This window comes from Achromobacter insolitus (genome assembly GCF_002209555.1).
Taxonomy (GTDB): domain Bacteria; phylum Pseudomonadota; class Gammaproteobacteria; order Burkholderiales; family Burkholderiaceae_B; genus Achromobacter; species Achromobacter insolitus.
On sequence record NZ_NJIF01000011.1, the window covers coordinates 46129 to 67679 of the forward strand.

Annotated in this window: 21 protein-coding genes; 13 read left to right on the forward strand and 8 right to left on the reverse strand. The window is 64.5% G+C overall.

The window, feature by feature from the left end; translation table 11 throughout:
* Nucleotides 1-108 precede the first annotated feature (108 nt).
* On the forward strand, nt 109-2550 hold the full coding sequence (locus tag CEY08_RS25400; protein WP_063639789.1) for a bifunctional acetate--CoA ligase family protein/GNAT family N-acetyltransferase: 2442 nt from the start codon (nt 109-111) through the stop codon (nt 2548-2550).
* A gap of 24 nt (nt 2551-2574) precedes the next feature.
* On the opposite strand, the gene CEY08_RS25405 is transcribed toward CEY08_RS25400, so the two are convergent.
* The 6 genes from CEY08_RS25405 to yjgA all read right to left on the reverse strand — a co-directional run bounded on the left by CEY08_RS25405 (nt 2575) and on the right by yjgA (nt 7523).
* Nucleotides 2575-3267 (reverse strand): cysteine hydrolase family protein, encoded by a 693-nt coding sequence (locus CEY08_RS25405; RefSeq protein ID WP_076816427.1) that lies wholly within the window; start codon nt 3265-3267, stop codon nt 2575-2577.
* A gap of 9 nt (nt 3268-3276) precedes the next feature.
* Nucleotides 3277-4113 (reverse strand): ABC transporter permease, encoded by an 837-nt coding sequence (locus CEY08_RS25410; protein ID WP_042796323.1) that lies wholly within the window; start codon nt 4111-4113, stop codon nt 3277-3279.
* A 2-nt stretch (nt 4114-4115) separates the two neighbouring features.
* Nucleotides 4116-4931 carry an ABC transporter ATP-binding protein gene (locus CEY08_RS25415; protein ID WP_042797538.1) on the reverse strand — a complete coding sequence of 272 codons (816 nt, stop codon included), beginning with the start codon at nt 4929-4931 and terminating at the stop codon, nt 4116-4118.
* Nucleotides 4931-5935 (reverse strand): ABC transporter substrate-binding protein, encoded by a 1005-nt coding sequence (locus CEY08_RS25420; RefSeq protein ID WP_042796324.1) that lies wholly within the window; start codon nt 5933-5935, stop codon nt 4931-4933. The genes CEY08_RS25415 and CEY08_RS25420 overlap by 1 nt, the downstream gene beginning before the upstream one ends.
* Before the next feature lie 341 nt (nt 5936-6276).
* On the reverse strand, nt 6277-6954 hold the full coding sequence (locus tag CEY08_RS25425; RefSeq protein WP_076816425.1) for an alpha/beta hydrolase: 678 nt from the start codon (nt 6952-6954) through the stop codon (nt 6277-6279).
* A 17-nt stretch (nt 6955-6971) separates the two neighbouring features.
* A complete protein-coding gene (yjgA, locus tag CEY08_RS25430; protein WP_042796326.1) occupies nt 6972-7523 on the reverse strand; it encodes a ribosome biogenesis factor YjgA in 552 nt (183 codons plus the stop codon).
* Between the two features lie 58 nt (nt 7524-7581).
* Here yjgA and pmbA point away from each other — a divergent pair, with 58 nt between their 5' ends.
* The 12 genes from pmbA to erpA all read left to right on the forward strand — a co-directional run bounded on the left by pmbA (nt 7582) and on the right by erpA (nt 18763).
* A complete protein-coding gene (gene pmbA, locus CEY08_RS25435; protein WP_063639785.1) occupies nt 7582-8946 on the forward strand; it encodes a metalloprotease PmbA in 1365 nt (454 codons plus the stop codon).
* A 170-nt stretch (nt 8947-9116) separates the two neighbouring features.
* Nucleotides 9117-10214: a TRAP transporter substrate-binding protein gene (locus CEY08_RS25440; protein WP_076816423.1), complete on the forward strand. Its 1098-nt coding sequence runs from the start codon at nt 9117-9119 to the stop codon at nt 10212-10214.
* Nucleotides 10215-10470: 256 nt separating this feature from the next.
* On the forward strand, nt 10471-11625 hold the full coding sequence (locus CEY08_RS25445) for an ABC transporter substrate-binding protein (protein WP_076816420.1): 1155 nt from the start codon (nt 10471-10473) through the stop codon (nt 11623-11625).
* A 169-nt stretch (nt 11626-11794) separates the two neighbouring features.
* A complete protein-coding gene (locus CEY08_RS25450; RefSeq protein WP_042796329.1) occupies nt 11795-12676 on the forward strand; it encodes a branched-chain amino acid ABC transporter permease in 882 nt (293 codons plus the stop codon).
* Nucleotides 12677-12679: 3 nt separating this feature from the next.
* A complete protein-coding gene (locus CEY08_RS25455) occupies nt 12680-13555 on the forward strand; it encodes a branched-chain amino acid ABC transporter permease (RefSeq protein WP_013391409.1) in 876 nt (291 codons plus the stop codon).
* Nucleotides 13548-14336, forward strand: a complete 789-nt coding sequence (locus CEY08_RS25460) for an ABC transporter ATP-binding protein (protein WP_076816418.1) — start codon at nt 13548-13550, stop codon at nt 14334-14336. Before CEY08_RS25455 ends, CEY08_RS25460 begins: the two co-directional genes overlap by 8 nt.
* 55 nt (nt 14337-14391) lie before the next feature.
* On the forward strand, nt 14392-15102 hold the full coding sequence (locus CEY08_RS25465; protein WP_042796332.1) for an ABC transporter ATP-binding protein: 711 nt from the start codon (nt 14392-14394) through the stop codon (nt 15100-15102).
* 307 nt (nt 15103-15409) lie between these two features.
* Entirely contained in the window at nt 15410-15838 is a 429-nt protein-coding gene (gene rplM / locus CEY08_RS25470; protein WP_042796333.1) for a 50S ribosomal protein L13, read from the forward strand.
* Between the two features lie 9 nt (nt 15839-15847).
* A complete protein-coding gene (rpsI, locus tag CEY08_RS25475; RefSeq protein WP_042796334.1) occupies nt 15848-16240 on the forward strand; it encodes a 30S ribosomal protein S9 in 393 nt (130 codons plus the stop codon).
* A 210-nt stretch (nt 16241-16450) separates the two neighbouring features.
* Entirely contained in the window at nt 16451-17515 is a 1065-nt protein-coding gene (gene argC / locus CEY08_RS25480) for an N-acetyl-gamma-glutamyl-phosphate reductase (RefSeq protein WP_076816415.1), read from the forward strand.
* 43 nt (nt 17516-17558) lie between these two features.
* Nucleotides 17559-18305, forward strand: coding sequence for a DUF6776 family protein (locus CEY08_RS25485; protein ID WP_076816413.1), 747 nt, complete (start codon nt 17559-17561; stop codon nt 18303-18305).
* An 86-nt stretch (nt 18306-18391) separates the two neighbouring features.
* Nucleotides 18392-18763, forward strand: a complete 372-nt coding sequence (gene erpA, locus CEY08_RS25490) for an iron-sulfur cluster insertion protein ErpA (RefSeq protein ID WP_013391415.1) — start codon at nt 18392-18394, stop codon at nt 18761-18763.
* A 64-nt stretch (nt 18764-18827) separates the two neighbouring features.
* Here erpA and CEY08_RS25495 read toward each other — a convergent pair whose 3' ends face one another.
* Both CEY08_RS25495 and CEY08_RS25500 read right to left on the reverse strand, forming a co-directional pair.
* Entirely contained in the window at nt 18828-19961 is a 1134-nt protein-coding gene (locus CEY08_RS25495; protein ID WP_063962514.1) for an anhydro-N-acetylmuramic acid kinase, read from the reverse strand.
* Nucleotides 19962-20037: 76 nt separating this feature from the next.
* Nucleotides 20038-21447, reverse strand: coding sequence for a M23 family metallopeptidase (locus CEY08_RS25500; protein ID WP_088607824.1), 1410 nt, complete (start codon nt 21445-21447; stop codon nt 20038-20040).
* Between the last annotated feature and the right edge of the window lie 104 nt (nt 21448-21551).

A 21551-nucleotide genomic window follows, 5' to 3' on the forward strand; every position in this document is an offset into this window, starting at 1 on the left:
TAGCGGCTGCGGCGCCACAAAACGGCGTCAGGCTGGGCCCGCGTCAAACGTAGAGCGGGATTGTCTTGTTACGATGAAGGCTATTTTAGATTAGGGCCTGCTAACACCATGTTGCGACACGCTCTCGCCCCGATGTTCGAGCCCGCCTCGCTGGTGATCGTCGCCGACCGGCCGCTGCCGGCGGCGGCTTCGCTGCCCCCCGCGCTCAAGGGCAAGACCACGGTCGTCGCCTGCGAGGTCGGCGCCGCGCCGGATCTGCCGGATACGCTGCAAGGCCTGGCCAAGGGCGAACGGCCTGATCTGGCCCTGGTTTGCGTATCGCCCGCCGTCCTGCCGGAAACGCTGCGCCGGCTGTCATCCCTGGCGCCGCGCTCCGTGATCCTGCTGCCGCATGAATTGCCCGATCCCTACCCGCGCGGCACGCTGGCGCTCTGCCGTGCCTGGGCCGAGGAAAACCGCTGCGAATTGCTGGGGCCGCGCTCCTTTGGCGCCCAGCGTCCGCACGCAGGCCTGAACCTGAGCCAGCACCCGGTGCTGGCGCGCGCCGGCCGCGTGGCGTTGCTGGCGCAGTCTCGCTCCATCATGGCCGCGGTCATGGACTGGGCCGAGGACGTGCACATCGGTTTCTCCACCGCCGTGTCGCTGGGCGACGAAGCCGTGGTGGGCCTGTCCAAGGTGCTGGACTACCTGGCCAGCGATCCGCGCACGGACAGCATCGTGCTCTATCTGGAAGACGTGGGTCCAGCCCGCGAATTCATGAGCACCCTGCGCGCGGCGGCCTCGGTCAAGCCCGTGATTGTGTTGAAGGCCGGCCGGTCCGATACCGACAGCGGCGACGCCATCTTCGACGCGGCCTTGCGCCGCGCCGGCGCGGTCCGCGTGCGCTACTTCGTGCAGTTGTTCTCGGCGGTGAAGGTGCTGGGCTACACGCGGCGCCCCAAGGGCCGGCGCGTGGCGCTGATTTCCAACGGCAGCGGTCCTCCCCAATTGGCGATGGACCTGATCGGTCCCGACGCCGCCGTGCTGCGCGCGGAACTGGCCCCCGCGACCCAGCGCGCGCTGGCGGCCATGCTGGAGCCGGACGCCGCCACCGCCAACCCGGTCATCACGTTTACGCCGCTGACGCCGGAACGCATACGGGCCATGCTGGACGCCGTGCTGGACGATAACGGTGTGGACGGTGTGCTGGTGCTGCTGGCGCCCGACGCGCTGGCCGACATGCAGGCCGTGGCGCGTGAACTGGCGCAGATTGCCCCCAAGGCGAAAAAGCCCGTCGTGACGTGTTTCATGGGCGACGCCGGCATGCGGCCGCTGCGGCGCATGCTGGACGACGCGGGCACGTCGGCATTCCGCACGCCTGAGTCGGCTGCGGACGCTTTCGGCGTGCTCGCGACCCACCACTACAACCAGCAACTGCTGCTGCAGACGCAGCCGCCGGAGCCGGCCAGCCACGTGCCGGACCTGGCGGCCGCGCGCGAGATCCTGGCGCGCGTGCGCGCCGAGTGCCGGCGCGAATTGAACACCGCCGAGATCCGCAGCCTGCTGGCCCTGTTCTACGTGCCGCTGCGCGACACGCCGATGGACGTGGCCGCGGCCGAGCCGGAATCCCGCCCCATGGCGATCCGGGTGCGGCGCGATCCGCAATTCGGCCCGGTCATCCGCTTCGGCGCGGGCGGCCCGGACGCGGTGCTGTCCCTGTCCGACCGTGGCATGGACCTGCCGCCGCTCAACGGCTTCCTGGCCCGCCAACTGATCGAGCGCAGCCGGCTGTGGCGCCGGGTGCTGGCGCCGCGCATCGGCCATATGGCCGCCGAGGCGCTGCAGCAGGCGGTAGTGCTGGTGTCAGAACTGGTGTCGGAACTGCCCGATATCGAGTCCCTGGACATCGATCCTCTATACGCCGGCGAAACGCATTTGCGCGCCGGCGGCCTGCGCATGACCCTGACCGAAAAGCCGGGTTGTGAATCGCCACAGACAGCGGGCTACCCCCACATGGCGATCCATCCCTATCCAGCGCGGCTGGTACAGGTGCGGCGTTTCGCGGACGGCATACCCTGGGTGTTGCGCCCGATCCGGCCCGAGGACGCCGAGCCGCTGCAGGAATTCATCCGAGGCTTGTCCGAACGTTCGCGCTACATGCGCTTTGTGTCCATGATGCGCGAGCTGACGCCGCGCATGGTGTCGCGCTATACGCAGGTGGACTATCACCGCGAGCTGGCCCTGGTGGCCGCCACGCAGGTGCCGAATCCGGCCAACCGCGGCCATCCTCGGGAGGTGCTGGTGGGCTTTGCCCACTACCTGCGCAATCCCGACGGCCGGGGGGCGGAGTATGCGCTGGTGATTGGCGACGACTGGCAGCGGCGCGGACTGGGCCGCCAATTGATGTCGGCGCTGATCGACGCGGCGCGCGAGCAGGGGCTGGAATACATCGATGGCCTGGTGCTGTCGACCAACCGGCCCATGCTGGCGCTGATGACCAGCCTGGGCTTCACCAACGACGCGGATCCGGAAGACCCGACGATGCGCCGGGTCTGGCTGAACCTGTCCTGATCCCGCCAGGTCCGGGACGTTCGTTCAGGCGGTCTTCCTGGCCGCCTGGACGGGCTTTAAGCGCGCGATCGATTCGTCCACCGACAGCACGTCGCCAAAGAACAGCATCCAGCCATGCAGCGCGTTTTCGTGTTCGGCCGGCGTGACCGCAGCCAGCGCGTCATCCACCATGATGGTGCGGAAGTCCCGCATCATCGCATCGCGGGCGGTGGATTCACAGCACACATTGGTGACGGTGCCGGCGATCAACAGCGTGTCCACGCCGCGCCCGCGCAATAGCGGCTCCAGTTCGGACGAACCGGGCGCCATCGCGCTGTAGAAGCGTTTGGTCACCCGCAGGTCCGCGTCGTGCGCATGCAGGTCGTGGTGCAGCGCGTAGCCGGGAGCGTCGCGCCGCAGCGTTTCCAGGCGCCGGGCGCTGCGCTCCGGCGTCAACATCACGCCATGGTGGTGGGACCAGAACGAATCGGCGTTGTCCGAGGAGGTCTGCACCCACACGATGGTGCCGCCGGCGGCGCGCACCGCGTCGCACAGGCGGTTGATGGGGGCGATGATCTCGCGCGCGGGGGCGCATTCGCCCTGGTAGCCCGGCAGGGTGAAGTACTGCTGCATGTCCACCACCACCACGGCCAGACGCGCGGCGGGCAGTTCGTCATAGGGATGCAGACAGCCCTGGCGGGCGATCACGCGGTCCTTTACCCATTGCGGGAATTCCATGGCGGTTCCTTATCCGTAGCGCCGCGCGATGGCGGCCTCGATGCGGTAGACGATCAGGTACATCACGCTGGAGATCACGGCCAGTATGGCGATGGCGGTCATAACGATGTTCAGCTTGAACACCTGGCTGCCGTTCATGATGAGAAAGCCCAGGCCGGAGTCCGCCGACTGGAATTCGCCCACGATGACCCCCACCAGCGCCAGGCCGATGTTCATCTTTACAGCAGCGATCAGCGTGGGGACGCTGCCCGGCAGCACGACCTTGGTCAGCACCTGCCAGCGGCTGGCGCCGAAGGTGTGGGCCAGCTTCACCTTGTTCAGGTCTATGCCGCGAAAGCCCGCGTAAACCACCATGATGGTCACGAAGACCGCGATGGCGACGGCCATGCCGTACACCGCGTAATCCGAACCCAGCCACAGGTAGAAGATCGGCACGAAGGCGATCTTGGGCATGGCGTTGGCCACCACCAGGAAGGGGTCCAGCACCTTGTAGAGGAAGTCGGACCACCACAGCGCGGCCGCCACCACGATGCCGATCACCATGCTCAGGCCAAAGCCCACGAGCGTGGCGCTGAGCGTGGTCATGATGTGCTTGCCCAGGTTGCCGTTGTTCCACAGTTCAATGAACGTGGGCCATAGCGCGCTGGGATAGCTCGTCAGCAAGGGGTTGAGGATGTGCATGCGCGGCAGGATTTCCCAGGCGCACAGGAAGACGGCCAGCAGCAGGGCCTGCGCGATGCGGATGTGCCTGCGGCGGGCGCGGTCGCGCCGCAGATAGTTCAGGTACTTCTCGCTGGGCGCGCGCACGGCGCGTAGCGGTACGGTGTTGGCGATGGGCGCGTTCATGGTCAACCCTCCACGTGGACGTCCAGCTCGTCCCATAGCTGTTTGAAGTAGGTATTGAATTCCGGCCGCGAACGCGCCTGGAATGGCGTGGGCCTGGCCTGGCCGTCGCCATAGTGGATGCGGTATTGGCTTTTCAGGCGGCCGGGCCGGCGCGACAGCACGATCACGCGATCCGTCATGGCGATGGCTTCGCCGATGTCGTGGGTGACCAGCACCACCGTCTTGCCCTCGCGCCGCAGAATGTCCACCACTTCATCGGAGATCGCCAGCCGCGTCTGCGAATCCAGCGCGGAGAAGGGCTCGTCCAGCAGGATGACGTCGGGTTCGGTGACCAGCGTGCGAGCCAACGCGGCGCGTTGCCGCATGCCGCCCGACAACTGGCGCGGCGTATGCGACAGGAAAGCGCCCAAGCCGCATTTCTCCAGCAGGTGCACGGCGCGGGCTTCGCTGCGCGCATCGCGCCGCCCCTGGATCTCGGCGCCCAGCATCACGTTGTCCAGGATGGTGCGCCACTCGAACAGATAGTCCTGCTGCAGCATGTAGCCGATGCGAGGATTCGGCTTGGTCACGGCCTGGCCATCTATCATCACGGCGCCCGAGGTGGGCGGAATCAGGCCGGCGATCAGGGACAGCAGTGTGCTCTTGCCGCAGCCGCTTTGCCCGATCAGGCTGACGAATTCGCCCGCCGCCAGCGTGAAGGACACGTTCGACAGTGCTTCGGTCTCGCCTTCCTGCGTAAAGTACGAAAGACAGACCTCGCGCAGTTCGATCTTCGCCGTGGCGGTATCCGGCTTCAGGTTGTGGATGACGGCTCCCATCATTGAGCCTTCTTGGCGAAGTCGGCCACCACCACGTCTTCGTACTTCACGCGGGCGCTGTCCTTCATGACCGCGCTGGCGATCAGCATGTCCTGCAACTGGTTCATGGCTTCCGCCGTCACCAACGGCGTGGTTTTCCAGATCTGGTATTGCTTGTAGCGTTCGATGGCCTCGGTTACGGCGGCCTGGTCCATACCGGGGAAGTAGCTCATGATCTGCGGGGTCAGCGTGGCGGCGGGAGTGTCCTTTACGTACTTCTCGGCGCGCGCCACCACGTTGGTCCAGGCCTGGATGACCTTGGGGTTGTCGCGGATGTATTTATCGGTGGCGGTGAATACGGTGTAGTCCACCTGGCCGACTTCGTGGCCCACGGACGCGACGATGTACCCCTTGCCATTGCGCACCAGCTCGCCGGCCTCGGGTTCAAGAAAAATGCCGTACTCCCCTTGGCCTGCCATCCACGCGCCTGCGCGCGCTGGAATGCCGATGTTGTTCAGCAGCTTTACGTCCTTTTGCGGATCCACGCCGTGCTTGCGCAACGCCGTTTCCAGGAACACGATGGGGTTGGATCCCGGACGGAAACCGATCACTTCCTTGCCCTTGAGCATGGACCAGTCGAACTTCTCCACCGGCTTGCGCGCCAGCAGGAAAAACCCGTCGGTGGCGGTCAGCCCGGCGAAGATCTTGGGCTTGACCGGGGATTCGCTGTTGTGGACGTAGATGGAGGCCTCGGGCCCGATCAGCACGATGTCGGCGCTGCCGGACAGCAGGGCGGTCATGCCCTTGTCGGTGCCTTGCGAGGTCTTCATGGACACGTCCAGGCCGGCGTCCTTGAAGTAACCCTGCGACAGGGCCACGTACTTGGGCACGTAAAGAATGGACCGCACGACTTCTTCGTAGCGGATCTTCACCGGGGGATTGAGGGCTTCGGCCTGGGCGGCCAGGGGGGCGAGCAACGCTAGCAGCGCCGCTGCCGCCAGACGGGGCGATGGCAAGAATTTCACGGGACTTTCTCCTGCGTCTTGAATGCCACGCCGAAACCCGGCGCAACACGGCCAATGGGATGGATCGACTCGACTGCAACAACAGGGAAGCCCGAACTGCTCGCCCGGGCCGGTAAGGCTTGGATCGAATACTATATTCAATGCAAATAGGCGACAAGCTTTTTGAAGTTGGCGTTTTTCTCTATGGACGCAGGAAAGGCAGCCTAGGAAAATTCCAGACTGGAATATCAGTTGGTATACAAAATGAAATCGCAGGCCGCCAGGGCCTGCGAGTGGGCGGGCAGGGCGCGGCGCGCCCCTCTGCCGCGATCAGGGCCGCCGGGCGCGGCCCCGCATGGTCTTCAGACCAGGACTTGCTTCAGGAACTTGGAGATATCCGCCACTTCCTCGGCGCAGACCGAGTGCGGCATCGGGTAGGTGTGCCATTGCACGTCGTAACCCAGCCGCTGCAGCTCGGCCAGCGAGGCCTGGGCGCGCGGCAGCGACACCACCGGGTCGTATTGGCCGTGAGCCAGGAAGATGGGCGTGTCCTGATTGGCGCTGTTGCGCTCGGCCTCGGCCGTGTCCAGCAGCGGCAGATAGCCCGACAAGCCCATCATGCCCGCTAGCTTTTCCGGCAGGCGGATGCCCGTATGCAGGGTCATGGCGCAGCCCTGCGAAAAGCCCGCCAGCACGATTTTCGACGTGGGGATGCCGCGGGCGTTCTCGCGCGCGATCAGCTTGTGGATCTGGGCCTCCGAGGCGCGGATGCCCTGGCCGTCCTCGACGCGCACCAGGTCCATGACCAGGATGTCGTACCAGGAGCGCATCGCCATGCCGTTATTGATCGTCACGCGCTGCACCGGCGCGTTCGGGAAAACGAAGCGCACCGACACGCCGGCCGGCAGGTCCAGCTCCGGCACGATGGGCGCGAAGTCGTTGCCGTCGGCGCCCAGGCCGTGCAGCCAGATCACGGCATGCGTGGGGTTGGGAGCGGTTTCGATCTCGATGCAATCGAGCAGGTCGGTCGGAGCGTTCATGGACTGAGGGTGGTGAATCAGAGGGTGAGGGTCTTCAGGGCCTGGAACAGCGCGCGGTAATGCTTCTTCTGCGGCTCCTGGCCTTGCAGCAGGGCGGCGTTGGCCAGCTTTTCCTTGCGGGCGGCGCGGATCAAGGCGCGCAGTTGCTGGACGTCGGCCTGCGGATTGCTATTGAGCAACCGCGTCAGGGCATCGTCGTCGTCGAGCAGGCGGTCGCGCAGCGTTTCCAGCCGGTGCATGGCGGCGGTTTCCTCGCGCGAGCCGTTTTCCCAGATATCGAGCTGGGCGCGGATCTCGTCGGCCGGCGCGTCGCGCATCAGCTTGCCCACGAAGTGAACCTGGCGCCGCTTGCCTTCGCGCCCGGTGGTGCGCTGCGCCATGCGGATCGCCTCATAGAGGCGTTCTTCCAGGGGCAACTGCTTGAGACGTTCGGGGGACAGTTCGATCAGCTGCTTGCCCAGGTCCAGCAGGGCGTGCATCTCGCGCTTGATCTGGGACTTGCTGGGGCGGTCGTAGCCGTTCTCGTCGTAACCGTCGTCGACGGATTCTTCTTCAGTATGGGAATTCATGGAAAACTGCGCAATGACAGACTTGGCTATGATAACCGTCTCTGCAAATTGGACAGCAATGGTTAAATCCTCCTCATCCTTGCCGCTGGCGGCGAATCACGCGCGTTTTTCCGAACTCGTCGAACAAACCCTCGCCTATGCGCGCCAGATCGGCGCCTCCGACGCCGCGGCGGAAGTCTCGGAAAGCCTGGGCCTGTCGGTCTCCGTCCGCAAGAACGACATTGAAACCGTCGAACAGACGCGCGACCGCTCGCTGGACCTGACGGTCTACGCCGGCCAGAGCCGCGGCTCCGCCTCCACCTCCGATTTTTCCGAAGCGGCGCTGCGCCAGACGGTGGAAGCCGCCTGGCACATCGCGCGCCATACCGCCGCCGATCCGGCCGCCGGCCTGCCCGACGCCGATCAACTGGCCACTGAATTCCCCAATCTGGACTTGCACCGCGCGTGGGGCGTGTCCACCGAAGAAGCCGCGGAGCTGGCGCTGCGCGCCGAGCGTGCTGCCCGCGAGGTCGATCCGCGCATTACCAACACCGATGGCGCGACCGTGGGCACCTACGAAGGCCAGTTCGTGATGGGCAACACGCGCGGCTTCCTGGGCGGCTACCCCTATTCGCGCCACAGCTTGTCGGTGGCGCCCATCGCCGGCCGCGGCAACGGCATGCAGCGGGACTATTGGTATAGCTCCGAGCGCGATCCGGCCAAGCTGGCCTCGCCCGAAGCAATCGGCCGCTACGCCGCCGAGCGCACGCTCTCGCGTCTGTCGGCCCGCCGCATCCGCACCGGCAAATTTCCCGTCCTGTTCGAAGCGCCGCTGGCGCTGGGGCTGGTTGGCGCCCTGACCCAGGCGGCCAACGGCGGCGCGCTGTACCGCAAGGCCAGTTTCCTGCTGGACTCGCTGGGCAAGCCCATTTTTCCCGAACACATCAACCTCACCGAGGATCCGCATATCCCCGGCGCCATGGGCAGCTCGCCCTTTGACGACGAAGGCGTGCGCACGCGCCGCCGCAGCGTGGTGTCGGCCGGCGTGCTGGAAGGCTACTTCCTCTCTTCCTACACTGCCCGCAAGCTGGGCCTGACGACCACCGGCAATGCGGGCGGGTCGCATAATCTGGTGTTCAGCTCCACCTTGACCCGCCGGGGTGACGACTTCGAAGCCATGCTCAAGAAGATGGGCACGGGCTTTCTCGTCACCGAACTCATCGGCCAGGGCGTGAACTACGTGACGGGCGACTACTCGCGCGGCGCGTTCGGCTATTGGGTGGAAAACGGCCAGATCCAGCACGCCGTGCAGGAAGTCACGATCGCGGGCAACCTGAATGACATGTTCAAGCAGATCGTGGCGGTCGGCGCCGACACGATTTCCCGCGGCACCAAGACCACCGGCTCGATCCTGATCGAGCAGATGGCGATCGCCGGAACCTGATCCTCCGGGCGGCCGCGGCCCGTGTGCCGCGGCCGGCTACCGGATCGCCGCAGTCGTTCCGGTCTTTGCAATCCCTTACCTGATAGTGTGGCAAGGCAGGCCGATATCAGCGTGTAATATCCGGCGGGTATCGCTTGATGTCCCAGGTGTTGCTGTAAAGGAGCAAAGAGATGCAACGACGTTCGTTCTTGAAGCACGCCGGTCTCGGCGCCGTCGCTACCGGCGCCGCAGTCAGCGCGCCCGCGTTCGCGCAGGACATGCCCTCACTGAGCTGGCGCCTGTCTTCCGGCTTCCCCAGCACCCTGGACCTGCGCATCGGAGCGGGCGAAAGCTTCTGTAAATTTGTCTCGGAAGCCACCGGCGGGAAATTCAACATCCGCCACTTCCCCGAGGGCGACATCGTGCCCGCCGCGGACCTGATGGAAGCGGTGTCCACCAAGAAGGTGGAATGCGGTCATGCTTCGTCCCGCGCCTACTACGCCAAGAATCCCGTCTTCTGCTTCGACGCTGCCGTGCCCTTCGGGTTGAACGCAAGGCAGATGAACGCCTGGATGAGCGAAGGCGGCGGCCTGCGGCTCACCCGCGAGCTCTTCAAGCCGGAAAAAATCATCAACTTTCCGCTAGGCAACACCGGTGCCCAGATGGGGGGTTGGTTCAATAAGGAAATCAAGCGCGCCGGCGACCTGAAGGACCTGAAAATGCGCGTCGGCGGCTTGGCGGGCGACGTGCTGGCCAAACTGGGTGTCGCGCCACAGCAGGCGGACCTGGCCAAACTGACTGAGGCCTTCGAGAAGGACGGCCTGCAAGCGGTGGCCGGCGCGGGGCCGTACGACGACGACAAGCTGGGCCTGAATAAGGTTGCTAAGTATTACTACGCACCGGGCTGGTGGGCCCCCGGGGAACAGCTGTCGCTTTACATCAATGACGAGGCCTGGAACGCGCTGCCCAAGAATTATCAGGCCCTTGTCGAGGCCGCCGCGCAGGCTGCGCATGCCGCCACCATCGCCCGCTATGACGCCCGCAACTCGGCGGCGCTGGCTCAATTGACGGCTAATGGCGCGCAAGTCCGCGCATTTCCGCGATCCATCATGGATCTGGCATTCGAGGCTACGCAGCAAGTCTATAAGGACTTGGCCGCCAAAGACCCCAGATTCAAGGCGATGCACGATAGTTACATGGGTTTTCGCGACAGGGAGATGCCATGGTTCCGTTTGACCGAAAGCGCCTACGACCAGTATCTGGGCGTGGCGTTATCGGCCAGAACGTAGGACACTTACGCCTGCCGAATATCATTCGGCCAGCGTTAGGGTTTTTGCTAGTAACCACACGTTTTTTACAAAAAAATGGGCGGTTTGTAGGCTTTTGTTGAATGGCGTTCGAGTATCCGCCTGATACAAAGGAGTAATATCCCGGGTCTTGACGCGCAAACACGGCGCCTTTAGGCGGCGTTCGTCGTCAATCCGGCAGGATTACATCAGCCCGGATTACCAATATTCCGAGACAGACTTTAAGGTGGTAACAACCATGCAATCCAAGACCAAGAAGCTGCTGGCCGCGCTGATCGCCGCCGGTATCGTCCCGGCTGCCCATGCGGCCGACATCAAGATCGGTGTGGCGGAAGCCCTGTCCGGCGGCGCCGCCCAGTACGGCGTGTCGATCCGCAACGGTTTCCAGCTTGCTGCTGATGAAATCAACGCCGCCGGCGGCATCAACGGCAACAAGATCGTGCTCGTGGTCGAGGACGAACAAGGCAAGAAAGAAGAAGCGATCAACGTCTTCAAGAAACTGATCTTCAAGGACAACGTCCTGATGGTCTTCGGCCCGACGCTGTCGAACTCGGCTCAGGCCGCCGACCCGATCGCCCAGGCTGCCAAGACGGTCGTCTTCGGCACCTCGAACACCGCCGACGGCATCACCTCCATCGGCAACTACGTGTTCCGCAACTCGGTCACGGAAGCCGACGTGCTGCCCGCCACCATCTCCACCGTCAAGGCCAAGACCGGCCTGAAGAACGTCGCTGTCCTGTACGGCAACGACGACGTCTTCACCAAGAGCGGCTACGACAACTTCAAGAAGGCCCTGGAAGACCAGAAGATCCCGGTCACGACGACCGAAACGTTCGCCAAGGGCGACGTGGACTTCAAGGCCCAGCTGACCAAGATCAAGGGCACCAACCCCGACGCCATCGTGCTGTCCGCGCTGCTGGCCGAAGGTGCTCCGATCATGGTCCAGGCCCGCCAGCTCGGCCTGAACGTGCCGGTCATCGGCGGCAACGGCATGAACTCGGTCAAGATTTTCGACCTGGCCCCCGGCGGCGCGTCGAACAATCTGTGGATCGGCAGCCCGTGGTCGATCGAGAACAAGGCGCCCGAGAACGTCAAGTTCATCGACGCGTACAAGGCCAAGTTCAACGGCGCGCCCGACCAGTTCGCGGCCCAGTCGTACGACGCCATGTACATCGCCGCCCAGGCGCTGAAGAACGTCAAGCTCTCCGGCGAACTGCCCAAGGATCGCGCAGCCCTGCGCGACGCGCTGCCCTCGGTCACGTGGACCGGCGCCACCGGCGCGTTCAAGTTCCGTCAAGCCAACGACCGCGCCGGCAAGCCCGCCGGCTACGATGCCGACCAGGCCCCCATCGTCAGCGTGACGAAGGACGGCAAGTACGTCATCGAAAAGTAAGCGCTACGCATCCCCGCGCGGGGGGATGCGCCTTGCGGATGGCCCGGCCGTCCGCAAGGCGCTTTTTATCGCAGGGCCGTCACCCTAAAAGAATCGCCTCCTTGCCAGGAGGCTCAAGGCCATGCAGTGGGCGCTGCATGGGGCCCTCACAGCTTTGGAAAGTCCCATCATGTTCGAACAACAATTCGTCAATGCCTTGTCGCTGGGCTGTGTGTATGCACTGTTCGCGCTGGGCTTCACGCTGATCTTCGGCGTGCTCGGGGTGATCAACCTGGCGCATGGCGCCGTTTTCATGGTTGGCGCCTACGCAGCACTGTTCGTCGTGCAGCAATTCAGCCTGCCCCTGTGGGCGGCGCTGATGGCCGCGTTCTTCGTCGCCGGCTTTACCGGGGTCATCATCGACTACCTGGTACTCAAGCCGCTGCGCAAGCGCAACGCGCCTCACCTGATCCCCATGATCGCCACCATCGGCGTGGGCATCATCCTGAATAATTCCGCCCAGGGCATCTTCGGCGCCAGCAACCTGCGCTTCCCGCACGGCACCGTGCCCGAGGAAGTGATCGAGATCGCCGGCCTGCACCTGACCGTCATCGAACTGGGCATCATCTTCCTGTCTTTCGCGCTGATGGCCGTGCTGATGTTCGTCATGCGCCGCACGCAATTCGGCCGCGCCCTGCGCGCCATCGCCGAATCGCCCAAGGCTGCCTGGCTGCTGGGCATCAACGTCGAAAAGCTGTTCGTCACCACCTCGTTCGCCGCTGCCGCCCTGGGCGGCGTGGCCGGCGTGCTGATCGGCCTGTACTCGAACGCGTTGTTCCCCCTGATGGGCCAGCCCATGCTGCACAAGGGCATCGCGGTCATCATCCTGGGCGGCATGGGCGACATCCGCGGCGCCATGCTGGGCGGCCTGTTCCTCGGTTTTGCCGAGGTGCTGTCGGTGGCCTATATCGGCTCCACCATGCGTGATGCGGTGGCTTTCGGCCTGCTGTTCCTGATCCTGCTGGTGCGCCCGCAAGGTCTGTTCGGCAAAGTGGTTCAACGCAAGGCTTAAAGAATGAGCGGATTCGAAAATTTCTGGGCCATCTACGGCAACCTGGTGCTCACGCTGGGCACCAACGCCTTGCTGGCCCTCTCCATCTGGCTGACCCTGGCTTGCGGCATGCTCGCCATGGCCAATGCAGCCTTCATGGGCATCGGGGCGTACACCGCCGCGCTGCTCACCATGAACTACGACGCGCCGTTCTCGGTCGCGCTTGCCGGCGGCATGGCCGCGCCTGCGCTGGTGGCGGCACTGATCGGCTTGCCGACCTTGCGGCTGTCCGGGGTCTACCTCGCCATGGCCACGCTGGGTTTCGGCGAAGTGGTTCGCGTGACCATCCTCAACACCGAGTCCATTACCGGCGGCGCGCTGGGCCTTAACGGCATTCCGCAGCTGACCCAGTGGTGGCATGTGGTGCTGGCGGTCGTCATCGTGCTGTTCGTGCTGTGGCGCGTGCGCGCCTCCAAGATCGGTCGCTCGTTCGACGCCATCCGCGGCGATGAAACCGCGGCAGGCCTCATGGGCATCGATGTGCGCGCCAATAAGATGCTGGCCTTCGTGGCCGGCGCGATGATCGCGGGTCTGGCTGGCGCCTTGAACGCGCACCTGACCTTCTTCATCGGTCCCAACGAATACGGTTTCGACCGTGGCGTGGAAATCCTGACCATGGCGATCCTGGGCGGCATTGGCGGCCTGGCCGGTCCCGTGCTGGGCAGCTTCATCATTACCGTGTTGCCCGAAATGCTGCGCGGTTTTGCCGATCTGCGCCTGGTCGCGAACGGAGTGATTCTGGTGGTGATTGTGTTGTTCCTGCCGCAAGGCATCTGGGATCCGGCGCGCTTCAAGCGCTGGATGCGCCAAGGACGCCAGGGAGGCAAGCGCCATGCTTGAGCTTTCTTCCGTCTCCAAGAGCTTCGGCGGCCTGCATGTGCTGCATGACGTCAGCCTGTCCGTGCCCGAGGGCGCCATCTTCGGCCTGATCGGCCCCAATGGCGCCGGCAAGACCACGGTGTTCAACCTCATTACTGGCTTGCTGCCGCCCAGCGGCGGCGCCATCACGTTCAACGGCCAGAGCGTCCTGGGCAAGAAGCCGCACCGCATCACGCGCATGGGCATCGCCCGCACCTTCCAGAACATCCGTCTCTTCAAGGAAATGACGTTGCTGGAAAACGTGGTGGTGGGGGCCTACCGTCACATGAATTACGGCTTCCCCAGCCTGCTGCTGGGCCTGCCGGGCTACCGCGAGCACGAAAAGCGCGCCCGTGAACGCGCGCACGAACTGCTGACGTGGATGCGCCTGGACCACAAGGCCAACGATCTGGCCGATAACCTGTCCTACGGCGAACAGCGCCGTCTCGAGCTGGCGCGCGCGCTGGCCACCGAGCCCAAGCTGTTGCTGCTGGATGAGCCGGTCGCCGGCATGAACACCGGCGAGCGCGCCGAACTCATGCGCGAGATCCTGGCCATCCGCGACCGCGGCTACACCATCCTCATGATCGAGCACGACATGCGTTTCGTCATGGGGCTGTGCGAACGCATCGCGGTGCTGAACTTCGGCAAGATCATCGCTTGCGGCGGGCCCGAGGAAATCCGCAACAACGAACAGGTCATCGAAGCCTACCTGGGCCGCGAAGACGACGAAGACACCGAACAAACGGAGGCTGCACGATGAGTCGCCGGGCCGCTCCCAAGACGAATACCGTAGCGCATTGCGCGGAGGCTGCACAATGAGCGCCATGCTGGAAGTCCGCGGGCTCGAGGTCAACTATGGCCATATCGAAGCCGTCCGCGGCATCGACCTGGACCTGAACGCCAAGGAAATCACCGCTCTGGTCGGCGCCAATGGCGCTGGCAAATCGACGACGCTGCTGGCCCTGTCGGGCCTCTTGCCCAAGGCGCGCGGCAAGATCACTTTTGAAGGCGAGGACATCACCAACCTGCCGCCGCACCAGCTCGTGGCGCGCGGCATCGTGCAGGTCCCGGAAGGGCGGGCCATCCTCACCACCATGACCGTGCTCGAAAACCTTGAGCTGGGCGCCTACCGCCGCGGCCTCAAGAATGTCGACTCGGACCTGGAATACGTGTTCAACCTGTTTCCGCGCCTGAAGGAACGGATCACCGGCATCGCTGGCAACTTGTCGGGCGGCGAGCAGCAGATGCTGGCCATCGGCCGCGCCTTGATGGCCAAGCCCCGCCTGCTGCTGCTGGACGAACCCTCCATGGGGCTGGCGCCCATCGTCGTGCAGGAGATCTTCCGTTCGCTGCGCGCGATCAATGCCGACGGCCTGACCCTGTTCCTGGTCGAGCAGAACGTCCGCCAGGCGCTGAAGATCGCCCAACACGGCTACGTGCTGGAGAACGGTGCCATGGCGCTGTCGGGCACCGGCCGCGAGCTGCTGGGACATCCCCGCGTGCTGGAAGCGTATCTGGGCGCCTGATCCCGGGCGCCAGTCCGGGCTGCGTCCCTGATTAAAAGGCCGGCGGCGCCCTCGAGGCGCCGCCGGCGCATTCCTTGATTTGAATAGAGTTGCCCACTTTTTGAGCAGCTGTGTTAGAATCGCAGGCTTTCCCTCATTTTGGCTAATGCACGGGCGGGTAATAACGCTTAGGCAAGACGCTGATATCGACCGAGTTTTCTTTTAACCCCTGTGAATCCTTGCGGTTTTTTCCGGGAATTCGGTCTAGTTTGGGGAAAAATACTGACTGGATGGTCCAGTCAGGAAATTTTTATTCTTAGGAACCATCATGAAGACCTTTGTGGCCAAGCCGCATGAAGTCCAACGTGACTGGTTTGTGATCGACGCCAAGGGCAAAGTCCTCGGTCGTGTGGCCAGCGAAGTCGCACGTCGTCTGCGTGGCAAGCACAAACCTGAATTCACGCCGCACGTTGATACCGGTGACTACATCGTCATTATCAATGCTGCCGATATCGTTGTTACGGGCGCCAAGGCGAAGGACAAGAAGTACTTCCGCCACACGACGTACCCGGGCGGTATCCGTGAAACGAACTTCGAGAAGATGCAAGAGCGTTTTCCCGGCCGCGCCATCCAGAAGGCTGTCAAGGGCATGCTGCCCAAGGGTCCTCTGGGCTACGCCATGATCAAGAAACTGAAGGTGTACGCCGGTGCCGAGCACCCGCACACCGCCCAGCAGCCCAAGACGCTGGATATCTAAGGAAACGCCATGATCGGTAACTGGAATTACGGAACCGGCCGTCGCAAAACCTCGGTGGCTCGCGTTTTCATCAAGAAGGGCACGGGTAAGATCGTTGTCAACGGCAAGCCCGTCGACGAGTTCTTCGCTCGCGAAACCGGCCGCATGATCGTGCGCCAGCCGCTGGAACTGACCGGCCACCTGGAATCGTTCGACATCAAGGTCAACGTGCACGGCGGCGGTGAAACCGGCCAGGCCGGCGCAGTCCGTCACGGCATCACGCGTGCCCTGATCGACTACGACGCGACCCTGAAGTCCGCGCTGTCGCAAGCCGGCTTCGTCACCCGCGACGCCCGCGAAGTGGAACGCAAGAAGGTTGGCTTCCGCAAGGCACGTCGTCGCAAGCAGTTCAGCAAGCGTTAATACGCTGCCAAAAAAGCCCGCTTCGGCGGGCTTTTTTTCGTACCCTTGTTTCAGCGCCGGGTGCTGTCGCGCCCTGTGCGTCCCTGTGCGGAACTCCGCGCATTCAGCCCGGTCGGAAAGAAGGACTGCGGTGCCATTTCGGGCTCTTAGCCGCAACACCCGCTTTCCCGAGCGATACAATCGATCCTCGTTCTACGAAGAGCACACATCATGGCCCAAGCATCGAACACCCGCATCAAGGTTGGTATCGTCGGCGGCACCGATTATACCGGCGTCGAGCTGCTGCGTTTGCTGTCGCAGCATCCCAATGTGGAACTGACCGCCATCACGTCCCGCAAGGAAGACGGGCTGCCGGTGGCTGACTTGTATCCGAACCTGCGCGGTCGCGTGAACCTCGCCTTCTCCGCGCCGGAAAAGGCCACGCTGACGGATTGCGACGTCGTGTTCTTCGCGACGCCCCACGGCGTGGCCATGGCCCAGGCCCAGGAACTGATCGCCGCCGGTACGCGCGTTATCGACCTGGCCGCGGACTTCCGCCTGCAGGACATTCCCACCTTCGAACGCTGGTACAAGATTCCCCATACCTGCCCGGACATTCTGGCCGAGTCCCAGTATGGCCTGGTGGAGCTGAACCGCGAGGCCATCTCCAAGGCCCGCGTCATCGGCAACCCCGGCTGCTATCCGACTACCGTGCTGCTGGGCCTGGCTCCGCTGCTCGAAGGCGGCAAAAAGCTGGTTGACGCGCAAACCCTGATCGCCGACTGCAAGTCGGGCGTGTCGGGCGCCGGCCGCAAGGCGGAAGTGGGCTCGCTGTTCTCCGAAGCCTCCGATAACTTCAAGGCCTATGGCGTGGCTGGCCACCGCCATCACCCTGAAATCGTCGCGCAGCTGGAAAAGATCGCTGGCGCCAAGGTTGGCCTTACCTTCGTGCCCCATCTGGTGCCGATGATCCGCGGCATGTTCTCCACCCTTTACGCGCGCATCCTGCCCGAGGCGCGTGACACGGATTTCCAGGCCTTGTTCGAACAGCGCTACGCCGACGAGCCTTTCGTCGATGTGATGCCTGCCGGCAGCCTGCCCGAAACGCGTTCGGTGCGTGCTTCGAACAATCTGCGCATCGCGCTCAGCCGTCCGGGCAACGGCGACCAACTGATCGTCCTCGTGGTCCAGGACAACCTGGTCAAGGGCGCCGCGGGCCAGGCGGTCCAGAACATGAACCTGATGTTTGGCGTTCCTGAGTCGACCGGCCTGGACCAGGTCGCGATCCTGCCTTGATGTCCTGAGGCTTGCGGCCCAGCGCCGCAAGCCGCCGCTCTTTATGCCCACCGAGTCCCCCATCGCGCCTCAGCATCGCCCCGCCAGCGGGCTGGTGCGCGTGGTCGTAGCGTTGGTGATCGGCGCGCTGTTGGGCAGTTCCGCCAGTTTCTTCTACGCGCGCCAGCTCTACCGGCCCAAGGACGCGGTGCTGGTCAGCGCCAGGCAGGCCGAGGCCCAGGAAGAGGCTATGCGCCAGCAGTCCACGCAATTGCGCTACACGCAAGGGCAGTTGGACACCGCCGATGGCGAACTGGTCATTGAGCGCGCCGCGCGCCAGGAATTGGAAACCCAGCTGCGCGCAGCGCAGGCCGAGGTCGGCAGGGTGCGCGACCAGTTGGCTTTTTACGAACAGTTGCTGCCCCCCGGACCCGAAGGTTCCGTGGACATCCGTGGCGTCGAGATCGACCGCGGTGCTGGCGGCCTGCGCTATAAGGTCCTGCTGATGCGCAGCGGCCGTAACGGTGGCGCGCAGTTCTCGGGGGCCTTGCGTTTTCAGGCCACGGGCATTCTGAAAGGCGAAACCGTAAAAGTGGACTTGGCGCCCATGCAGGTCAAGGCCGAGTCCGGCTCCGTCGCCATTCCGGGGGACAGCGCGCCGACCTCGCCATTGGCCTTGCAGTTCGATCAGTACCAGCGTAGCCAGGGCATCCTGGCGCTGCCCGAGGGATTTGTCCCCGAAAGCGTGACTGTCAGCGTCCTGGAGGGCGATACCGTCCGCGCGTCAAGAAGCGTCAAGCTCGAACTTTGAGTCTGCGCAAGCCCTGAGCTATAGTGACAACATGCGAGCGCCGTTGCCGCTCACCGAAATATGGCCGAACCGGCCAGGAGTGAACCATGAATGCAGTGACCGAAACCGTCGACCTGCAGGCTGCCCCGCCTGCTCCCCTGGTGTTTACCGACTCGGCCGCGGCCAAGGTGAAGGATCTGTTGGCCGAAGAAGGCAATCCCGAACTGAAGCTGCGCGTCTTCGTGCAGGGCGGGGGCTGTTCGGGGTTCCAATACGGCTTCACCTTCGACGAAGTCGTGAACGATGACGACACCGTGCTGGACAAGGCCGGCGTGCAGTTGCTGGTGGATCCGATGAGCTTCCAATACCTGGTCGGCGCAGAGATCGACTACAAGGAAGACCTGGAAGGCGCGCAATTCGTCATCCGCAATCCCAACGCCAGCACCACCTGCGGTTGCGGTTCCTCGTTCTCGGTGTAAATTCTCCGGGCAGGACAAGAAAAAGCCCTTCGGCGCGCCGAAGGGCTTTTTGCGTTGGCAGGCGTCAGGCGGGGTAGAGCGCGCCCAGGATCCGCGGGCCGCGCGCGCCAGTGACCGCAGGCAAGCCTGCCGGTCTGCGTTGCATGAAGGCTTGCGCCAGCCAGGCGAACGCCAGCGCCTCGACTTCCTGTGCCGGCACGCCCAGCGCATCCGTGGGGCGCACGGGGCGTTGCAGGCAGTACGCCAGCTCGCGCATCAGCCCCGTGTTGCGCGCGCCGCCTCCACATACGAAGACTTCCTGCGTGCTTGCCGCCGCGGCATCAATGGCGTTGGCAACCGTGCGCGCCGTCAGGCGCTGCAGCGTGGCCTGCACGTCTTGCGGCGCGGGCTTGGGGCCATCGAACGCCGCCAGGCGCTCGTCCAGCCATTGCATGTTGAACAGGTCCCGTCCGGTGGACTTGGGCGGAGGCAGGGCAAACCAGGGTTCGCTGGAGATCAGTTGTTCCAGCAGGGGCGCCAGGACTTGCCCGGTGGCTGCCCAGCGGCCATCGGCGTCGTAGGCTTGGCCCAGATGGCGCTGGCACCAGCCGTCCAGCAGGACATTGGCGGGGCCGGTGTCGAAGCCGCGAGGGGCGTGCCCCGGCTCGAGCAAGGTCACGTTGGCGATGCCGCCCAGATTGAGGACGGCGCGGCCTTGGGGCGCACCGAAGATGGCGGCATGGAAAGGCGGCACCAGCGGTGCGCCCTGGCCGCCAGCGGCCACGTCGCGGCTGCGGAAATCCGCCACTACGTCGATGCCCGTCAATTCCGCCAGCAGCGCGGGCGCATTCAGTTGCACGGTGTAGCCGAGGTCGGGCCGATGCCGAACCGTCTGGCCATGGGCGCCGATTGCGGCGACGTCGCCAGCGGCCACGCCGGCATGTTGAAGCAGGGCGGCCACGGCTTGCGCATACAGGCGGGCAAGGCTGTTCGCGGCCAGCGCGGCGCGAGCCAGCTCATCATCGCCGGATTGGTTCAGGGCCAGCAGTTCGCGCCGCAGATCCGCGGGCATGGGCAGGCTGGCGCTGGCTTGTACGGCTGGCGGCTGGCCGTCGCCCAGGCGTACCAGCACACCGTCCACGCCATCGACGCTGGTGCCCGACATGAGGCCAATGTAGAGCTGTGTGTCCTGGTGCTGCGAAGGAGGAGAGGAGTTCACAAGGGCCTCGGTAAAGAAAAAAGCGGCCGCGCAGCTGAAAGTGCGGGGCCGCTTTTGACGGGACGTTTGACCGGTATTAGCGGCTGGCCACGTTGGTCAGCGCGTCGGGCAGGGTCTGCTGGAATTCCGTCAGCAACTGGATCTGCGCCTTGTAGGGGGCCACGGCCTGGTTGAAGGCGCGGACTTCGGCGGGTTCCAGGCTACGGGCGACCGGCAGGTCCACCGACAGCGGATCGATGGGCTGGTTGTCCACGCGGAATTCGTAGTGCAGGTGCGGACCGGTGGCCCAGCCGGTAGAGCCGACATAGCCCAGCAGTTGGCCCTGCGAAACCTTCGAACCCTTGGTGATGCCTTCGGCGATACGGCTCTGGTGCGCGTAGAGCGTCGAATACTTGCCGTGGTGCTTGACGATGACGACGTTGCCGTAGCCATTCTGCCAGCCCGAGAATTCCACCGTGCCGTCGGCCGTGGAATGGATCGGCGTGCCCGAGGGCGCGGCGTAGTCCACGCCCTTGTGTCCCGTCCAGGTCTTGTGGATGGGATGCATGCGCATGCCGAACGTGGAGCTGATGCGGCTGAACTTGAGGGCGGTGCGCAGGAACGCGCCGCGCAGGCTGGTGCCGTCGAAGTCGTAGTACGAGCCGTTCTTTTCGTCCGGGCTGAACCAGACCGCGTTGTAGGTCTTGTCGCCGTTGATGAATTCCAGCGCCAGCACGCGGCCTGCGCCAGCATAGCGGCCGTCGTGGGAACGCACTTCGTAGACCACGCGGAACTGGTCGCCCCGGCGCAGGTCGCGCAGGAAGTCGATCTTGGCGCTGAGGATGTCGGCCATTTGCATGGTGACCGAGTCCGGGATGCCGGCGGCGTCGGTGGCGCCGAACAGCGAGGAGCGGATCGTACCCACGGCGACGCGGGTCTGGCGCTCTGTGCTTTCGGTGATTTCCTCGGCCTTGTAGCTGTCGCCCGCGGGCGCAACGTGCAGCATGCGGGTCACGACCTGGCCATCCGCCTCGTTGCCGGGCGTGTGGATGTAACGGAGCCAGATCAAATTGCCCGCTTCGTCAGTGGCAGCCTGCACCGAGCGGCCCGGGTACAGCTTGTAGATGCTGCGGGCGCTGGCATCGTGCGTCAGGAAGGTCTGCAGGCTGGGCGCGTCGAGTTCCAGGCGCTGCAGCACGGCGGCCAGCGTGTCGCCAGCGCGGATCCGGGTTTCGCTGATGTAGGGCGCGGCGCTGGGGGTGCTGACTTCGACTTGCTCGGAGCTCAGCGGCAGGACGCTGCTGATGATGCGCGAAGGGGGGAGTTCGGTGCGGTCGGGTTGCTGCACCATGCCGAGGGCGGCGGCGCCGGCGAACAGACCAATTGCAGTGACGAGAAGAGTGCGGCGGAAAAGTCCCGAGCGCTGGGGCTTGGGCTGGACGGGCGCAAACACGGCAGCAACTTTGCGCTTGATGCTACTCGCCAGTTCGTGGAGGCCACGATTCATCGTGAAGATACCCTCTCAGGTGGCTTGAGCTCGCAGGGTGCGTAACACGAACGGCCCTCGCGCGCACATACGGGGCAAGGGCTGGCGCGGGGCGCATCTTGTGA